The sequence below is a fragment of the Bacteroidales bacterium genome, from assembly GCA_018334875.1.
Classification (GTDB): domain Bacteria; phylum Bacteroidota; class Bacteroidia; order Bacteroidales; family UBA12077; genus JAGXLC01.
On record JAGXLC010000450.1, the window covers coordinates 1 to 3,227 of the forward strand.

A 3,227-nucleotide genomic window follows, 5' to 3' on the forward strand; every position below is an offset into this window, starting at 1 on the left:
TCTGGACTTATGAAAAATCTGAAGATGTGAACAGTCCTTATCTGCAGGAACACATCCATCTGGTAACAGCCATCCGAAGAGATGAACCCGTTAACGAGGCGGAACTTACAGCCAAATCGACTCTGACCTCCATAATGGGTAGAATTGCGGCATATACCGGAAAGGAAGTTACCTGGGATGAGATGATGAAGTCAAGCCTCCAACTGGGACCGGAAGGAGGCCCTGAATCAGTAAATTCACTTGGTTCAAGCGAGCTCGTCAATTCCAAAGTTCCTGTTCCTGGCACGGAAGATTAAGAACTTGTTTGAAAATAAAATTTAAAAAAACGCGCCTTCTGGCTGTGGACTTTGCCTTTTCGAAATAAGCGTTGACCGGATCATGCAGGTTAAGTCGTTCTTAATGGCTGGACAGTGGAATGTGGATGTATGGTTTATGATACCTATAAGGAAGGCTTTTACCGAAGCTACCGGAGGGTCTGGCCGGGACGTCAGCGTCATTTGCTCGGCCAATCACGGTATGGACAGCTCATTACGATAAAAGGAAAGGAAAAAACCACTGAAACCCCCGGTTTTCCGGAGAGTCTTCCAATGATGAAAATTCGTGCGAGCCTGACCGCCGTCTTTGAAGATGGTTCGAAAGAGCAGGTCTTTGAGAGGACCTATGAGTTCAACCTGGCACAGTCAATCGATCAGTAGGAAGAATCAAATAAAGAAACCCTCATGGAAGAGCTTACACAAAAGACACATCGACCGGTTTTATAAGTTCCCAGAAGGCAAAAGAAGTAAGGATTCTGTGGTGAACAATCATAAATCCTTACGGCTTTGCCCTTATATTAGGATTTCCAGTTTATCTGGGTTGGGGACTACTGTTTTATCATCCAATTGTTTATAAGTCAGAGGAAAACATTTATATCCGGTATTTTCCGGGCCTGGATCTGTAACACGCGGAACAATTGTTTTAATCCATCAGTATTTGTTGACCTGTAACGGGAGCAGCTGCTTATGACAGGGCCTACCGGAAAATTATCCGATTTGCCCGTGCTCAGGAGTTAAATGAAAAAAGGAAAGGAGATAAAAACAGGTAAAAAGGTTATTGCCTACATCAACTTTTTTTTGTAATTTCGAAATACTTCCATAACTTTGCAAAACTTTCAATGAAGTGAGTAATTTAGAGAACAAATCAGAACTCAATATTCTGGCAGCTAAAAAATTAATAGAAGAAAACCTTTATGCACCAAGCGTTCATTGTTCATATTACAGTTGTTTTCAATTGTTAAAATTCAAAATGAATGATTTTTTTGGTTTCTCCTATGAACAATTAGGGGCTAATACCAGTTCTTCTCCAAAAGGCACTCATGGTTACATAATCGATTATGTAAAGAATCAGATCACGAACAACATTGACAGAGACACTTCGTTAAATTTTTCAAGGCAAATCAAAGACTTGAAACTATACAGAGAAAAATCTGATTACGAAGACATTGAAATAAGAAAAGAGGATAGTGATAAGGCTTACAGAACGGCAGAGTATTTATTAAAATTTATTAAAAACACTTTTTAGAAATGGATTCAAAAACTTTTATAATCAATCAGCTGAACACATTGATTAATTTTATGCCGGAGTTAACAATAAGATATAAGCATGACCTGAATTATAATACCCATATTATCGAGATAAATCCTTCCTCCACCTTTCATGAGGATAACAATTACCGGGAATATGAATCTGATTTGGAAGATCTTTTCGAGGAGCATTTTCCTGACGAAAATATTCTTTTTATTACAGAGGACTCGCTGAACAGTATTGATGTTGCAGATCACGAATTTAAGTCTAACCAGTTTAATTGGGTTGTTGATTGGGATGACGAGTTTGTCAATACACCGGATAACATCATGTCAGGAAATTACGAAGAAAATTACGCATTAGCCGCTTAATATGAAAGAAGGAACCAAAGCACAGTTTCAATTTAAAAATTTCTTTATAAAACGATCTCTAATAGAACAAGGAGATGGGGAGCCATCCACCGAGTTTTCAATTGGATTTGACCCTAAAGCATATATTGACACCAAGCAATCGAATTTCCAACTGCATCTGGGGGTTAAAATAAATGATAAAAACAATGTCATCAATATAGAAGTTTATTCTGTCGCAAATTATCAATTTGATCATCAAATAAGCAAGGATCTCTTGAATCAATATTTTTATACCAATGCCCCGGCTATATTGTTCCCTTACATCAGAGCCTATATCTCTACCCTAACCAACTTATCCGGTTATAAACCCATAAACCTACCTACACTAAATTTAACAAGTTTAAGAGAAGATATGGAGAAGAACACTACTGAAGTTGGAGCGGAAGAAGATGACTCATACTCTCAGAATAAATAACCAATTCTTTCATCCAGGATTTTCTTTGTTTTTCTCTCGTCGATCACTTCCGCTGGAAGATTGAACATTTGTTCTGTCAGTTTATACTTCATCAGTTGACTGTCCGCAGTTATATATAAATATATGTCAAATAAAACAGCTAGTTGAGCAGTTCAAAAGTGATTTTGAATTGTCCTTAAACCCCATGAACCGATGGGTACAGCTAAATTTCATCACTCCGTGAGATGATTTGGTTTCAGAATACGTCAGGGGCTTAGATCCCCACAAGGGAGCTTCTGCATTAACTCCACGGATAGCAGTTGGAAGTGATTGTTCAACACAAGCTCAACCTTTTTCAGGCAATTAAGCGGCAGTTGAATTACCTGTGGAGAGATTTGGAACATATTGGTCGTATGATGGATATGTCTGAACAAGGAAGTTTTCCCCTGAATCAAAAAGGGCTCAGGTGTTGTCGAAGCCCGGTCAATATGGATTCATTCTTAGCTTTATTGATACTATTATCGGACATTATATGTATATTATGAAGCAGGAGTGTGGGTAAAAAACACTGAAAAAATAAGGTTTCGGAAATATGAAATATCCTTTAATTTTTTTATATTGTCCCTTGAATATAATGAAATATAGCATAAAGTGATACTTACCAAAAAATAATTTTATGAAATCAAAAACGAAGAATACTACACGACGCGACTTTATTAAAAAGTCGGCAATTGCTTTAACAGCTTTTACAATAGTTCCCCGACATGTTCTGGGAGGCCGCGGTTTCATTGCCCCAAGCGATAAAGTAAATATCGGGATGGTTGGGTGCGGTGGCATGGCAAATAATACCATCAGGGGAC

At 38.0% G+C, this 3,227-nt stretch carries 6 protein-coding genes; all 6 read left to right on the forward strand.

Features of this window, described 5'->3' with window-relative positions; genetic code table 11:
• Positions 1-296: oxidoreductase (locus KGY70_19630; GenBank protein MBS3777415.1), on the forward strand; the 296-nt coding region annotated here is incomplete at its 5' end.
• A 114-nt stretch (positions 297-410) separates the two neighbouring features.
• On the forward strand, positions 411-695 hold the full coding sequence (locus tag KGY70_19635) for a hypothetical protein (GenBank protein ID MBS3777416.1): 285 nt from the start codon (positions 411-413) through the stop codon (positions 693-695).
• A gap of 463 nt (positions 696-1,158) precedes the next feature.
• Positions 1,159-1,560, forward strand: coding sequence for a hypothetical protein (locus KGY70_19640; GenBank protein ID MBS3777417.1), 402 nt, complete (start codon positions 1,159-1,161; stop codon positions 1,558-1,560).
• Between the two features lie 2 nt (positions 1,561-1,562).
• Entirely contained in the window at positions 1,563-1,934 is a 372-nt protein-coding gene (locus KGY70_19645) for a hypothetical protein (protein ID MBS3777418.1), read from the forward strand.
• 1 nt (position 1,935) lies between these two features.
• The gene (locus KGY70_19650; GenBank protein ID MBS3777419.1) at positions 1,936-2,388 is read left to right on the forward strand and encodes a protein-export chaperone SecB; all 453 of its coding nucleotides are present in this window, start codon (positions 1,936-1,938) and stop codon (positions 2,386-2,388) included.
• 655 nt (positions 2,389-3,043) lie between these two features.
• A partial coding sequence (locus KGY70_19655) for a twin-arginine translocation signal domain-containing protein (GenBank protein MBS3777420.1) occupies positions 3,044-3,227 on the forward strand: 184 nt, incomplete at its 3' end.

What these genes read in the sequence shown, in the direction of transcription:
- KGY70_19650 (MBS3777419.1), top strand. Translation starts at nt 1,936, where the DNA reads ATGAAAGAAGGAACCAAAGCACAGTTTCAATTTAAAAATTTCTTTATA.
- KGY70_19645 (MBS3777418.1), top strand. Translation starts at nt 1,563, where the DNA reads ATGGATTCAAAAACTTTTATAATCAATCAGCTGAACACATTGATTAAT.